Raw genomic sequence first — 4,147 nt, forward strand, 5'->3', positions numbered from 1 at the left:
CATTGAGACAGGTGCTGCATGGCTGTCGTCAGCTCGTGTCGTGAGATGTTGGGTTAAGTCCCGTAACGAGCGCAACCCTTGTCCTTAGTTACCAGCACGTAATGGTGGGCACTCTAAGGAGACTGCCGGTGACAAACCGGAGGAAGGTGGGGATGACGTCAAGTCATCATGGCCCTTACGGCCTGGGCTACACACGTGCTACAATGGTCGGTACAGAGGGTTGCCAAGCCGCGAGGTGGAGCTAATCCCACAAAACCGATCGTAGTCCGGATCGCAGTCTGCAACTCGACTGCGTGAAGTCGGAATCGCTAGTAATCGCGAATCAGAATGTCGCGGTGAATACGTTCCCGGGCCTTGTACACACCGCCCGTCACACCATGGGAGTGGGTTGCACCAGAAGTAGCTAGTCTAACCTTCGGGAGGACGGTTACCACGGTGTGATTCATGACTGGGGTGAAGTCGTAACAAGGTAGCCGTAGGGGAACCTGCGGCTGGATCACCTCCTTAATCGACGACATCAGCTGCTTCATAAGCTCCCACACGAATTGCTTGATTCATTGAAGAAGACGATTGGGTCTGTAGCTCAGTTGGTTAGAGCGCACCCCTGATAAGGGTGAGGTCGGCAGTTCGAATCTGCCCAGACCCACCAATTACTGGTGCACCCTGTAGCGATACGGGGCCATAGCTCAGCTGGGAGAGCGCCTGCCTTGCACGCAGGAGGTCAGCGGTTCGATCCCGCTTGGCTCCACCATTACAGATTGGTGTCCATCGTTTAAAGCTTAGAAATGAGCATTCCATCAAGTTGATGGTGAATGTTGATTTCTGATCTTTATCAGAATCGTTCTTTAAAAATTTGGGTATGTGATAGAAAGATAGACTGGATAGCACTTTCACTGGTGTTTATTCAGGCTAAGGTAAAATTTGTGAGTTTAATCGCGAATTTTCGGCGAATGTCGTCTTCACAGTATAACCAGATTGCTTGGGGTTATATGGTCAAGTGAAGAAGCGCATACGGTGGATGCCTTGGCAGTCAGAGGCGATGAAAGACGTGGTAGCCTGCGAAAAGCTTCGGGGAGTCGGCAAACAGACTTTGATCCGGAGATGTCTGAATGGGGGAACCCAGCCATCATAAGATGGTTATCTTGTACTGAATACATAGGTGCAAGAGGCGAACCAGGGGAACTGAAACATCTAAGTACCCTGAGGAAAAGAAATCAACCGAGATTCCCTTAGTAGTGGCGAGCGAACGGGGACTAGCCCTTAAGTGGCTTTGAGATTAGCGGAACGCTCTGGAAAGTGCGGCCATAGTGGGTGATAGCCCTGTACGCGAAAATCTCTTAGTCATGAAATCGAGTAGGACGGAGCACGAGAAACTTTGTCTGAATATGGGGGGACCATCCTCCAAGGCTAAATACTACTGACTGACCGATAGTGAACTAGTACCGTGAGGGAAAGGCGAAAAGAACCCCGGAGAGGGGAGTGAAATAGATCCTGAAACCGTATGCGTACAAGCAGTGGGAGCAGACTTTGTTCTGTGACTGCGTACCTTTTGTATAATGGGTCAGCGACTTATATTCAGTGGCGAGCTTAACCGAATAGGGGAGGCGTAGCGAAAGCGAGTCTTAATAGGGCGTTTAGTCGCTGGGTATAGACCCGAAACCGGGCGATCTATCCATGGGCAGGTTGAAGGTTAGGTAACACTGACTGGAGGACCGAACCGACTACCGTTGAAAAGTTAGCGGATGACCTGTGGATCGGAGTGAAAGGCTAATCAAGCTCGGAGATAGCTGGTTCTCCTCGAAAGCTATTTAGGTAGCGCCTCATGTATCACTGTAGGGGGTAGAGCACTGTTTCGGCTAGGGGGTCATCCCGACTTACCAAACCGATGCAAACTCCGAATACCTACAAGTGCCGAGCATGGGAGACACACGGCGGGTGCTAACGTCCGTCGTGAAAAGGGAAACAACCCAGACCGTCAGCTAAGGTCCCAAAGTTATGGTTAAGTGGGAAACGATGTGGGAAGGCTTAGACAGCTAGGAGGTTGGCTTAGAAGCAGCCACCCTTTAAAGAAAGCGTAATAGCTCACTAGTCGAGTCGGCCTGCGCGGAAGATGTAACGGGGCTCAAACCATACACCGAAGCTACGGGTATCACGTAAGTGATGCGGTAGAGGAGCGTTCTGTAAGCCTGTGAAGGTGAGTTGAGAAGCTTGCTGGAGGTATCAGAAGTGCGAATGCTGACATGAGTAACGACAATGGGTGTGAAAAACACCCACGCCGAAAGACCAAGGTTTCCTGCGCAACGTTAATCGACGCAGGGTTAGTCGGTCCCTAAGGCGAGGCTGAAAAGCGTAGTCGATGGAAAACAGGTTAATATTCCTGTACTTCTAGTTATTGCGATGGAGGGACGGAGAAGGCTAGGCCAGCTTGGCGTTGGTTGTCCAAGTTTAAGGTGGTAGGCTGGAATCTTAGGTAAATCCGGGGTTCTAAGGCCGAGAGCTGATGACGAGTTACCTTTCAGGTGACGAAGTGGTTGATGCCATGCTTCCAAGAAAAGCTTCTAAGCTTCAGATAACTAGGAACCGTACCCCAAACCGACACAGGTGGTTGGGTAGAGAATACCAAGGCGCTTGAGAGAACTCGGGTGAAGGAACTAGGCAAAATGGCACCGTAACTTCGGGAGAAGGTGCGCCGGTGAGGGTGAAGGACTTGCTCCGTAAGCCCATGCCGGTCGAAGATACCAGGCCGCTGCGACTGTTTATTAAAAACACAGCACTCTGCAAACACGAAAGTGGACGTATAGGGTGTGACGCCTGCCCGGTGCCGGAAGGTTAATTGATGGGGTTAGCTAACGCGAAGCTCTTGATCGAAGCCCCGGTAAACGGCGGCCGTAACTATAACGGTCCTAAGGTAGCGAAATTCCTTGTCGGGTAAGTTCCGACCTGCACGAATGGCGTAACGATGGCGGCGCTGTCTCCACCCGAGACTCAGTGAAATTGAAATCGCTGTGAAGATGCAGTGTATCCGCGGCTAGACGGAAAGACCCCGTGAACCTTTACTATAGCTTTGCACTGGACTTTGAATTTGCTTGTGTAGGATAGGTGGGAGGCTTTGAAGCGTGGACGCCAGTTCGCGTGGAGCCATCCTTGAAATACCACCCTGGCAACTTTGAGGTTCTAACTCAGGTCCGTTATCCGGATCGAGGACAGTGTATGGTGGGTAGTTTGACTGGGGCGGTCTCCTCCTAAAGAGTAACGGAGGAGTACGAAGGTGCGCTCAGACCGGTCGGAAATCGGTCGTAGAGTATAAAGGCAAAAGCGCGCTTGACTGCGAGACAGACACGTCGAGCAGGTACGAAAGTAGGTCTTAGTGATCCGGTGGTTCTGTATGGAAGGGCCATCGCTCAACGGATAAAAGGTACTCCGGGGATAACAGGCTGATACCGCCCAAGAGTTCATATCGACGGCGGTGTTTGGCACCTCGATGTCGGCTCATCACATCCTGGGGCTGAAGCCGGTCCCAAGGGTATGGCTGTTCGCCATTTAAAGTGGTACGCGAGCTGGGTTTAGAACGTCGTGAGACAGTTCGGTCCCTATCTGCCGTGGACGTTTGAGATTTGAGAGGGGCTGCTCCTAGTACGAGAGGACCGGAGTGGACGAACCTCTGGTGTTCCGGTTGTCACGCCAGTGGCATTGCCGGGTAGCTATGTTCGGAAAAGATAACCGCTGAAAGCATCTAAGCGGGAAACTTGCCTCAAGATGAGATCTCACTGGAACCTTGAGTTCCCTAAAGGGCCGTCGAAGACTACGACGTTGATAGGTTGGGTGTGTAAGCGCTGTGAGGCGTTGAGCTAACCAATACTAATTGCCCGTGAGGCTTGACCATATAACACCCAAGCAATTTGCGCTTAATAGCCAGATTGCGGTGTGTGAAGACGAAACGAACCGAAAGTTCGAGAAAACACACAAACTATCGCATACCCAATTTGCTGAAGCGTCGAAAGACGACTCGGCACACCGAATTTCTTGACGACCATAGAGCATTGGAACCACCTGATCCCATCCCGAACTCAGAAGTGAAACGATGCATCGCCGATGGTAGTGTGGGGTTTCCCCATGTGAGAGTAGGTCATCGTCAAGATTAAATTCC

2 tRNA genes and 3 rRNA genes are annotated in these 4,147 nt (G+C 51.4%); all 5 read left to right on the top strand.

What is annotated here, in order from left to right:
* Window positions 1-507 (top strand): 16S ribosomal RNA (locus tag AC07Y9_RS32080); the annotation flags it as partial.
* 65 nt (window positions 508-572) lie between these two features.
* Window positions 573-649, top strand: a tRNA-Ile gene (locus AC07Y9_RS32085).
* 26 nt (window positions 650-675) lie between these two features.
* Window positions 676-751: transfer RNA gene (locus tag AC07Y9_RS32090), tRNA-Ala, on the top strand.
* 240 nt (window positions 752-991) lie between these two features.
* Window positions 992-3,883, top strand: a 23S ribosomal RNA gene (locus AC07Y9_RS32095).
* Window positions 3,884-4,022: 139 nt separating this feature from the next.
* Window positions 4,023-4,138: ribosomal RNA gene (gene rrf / locus AC07Y9_RS32100) — 5S ribosomal RNA — on the top strand.
* Window positions 4,139-4,147: the final 9 nt, after the last annotated feature.

This window comes from Pseudomonas sp. GW456-L12, from assembly GCF_059424045.1.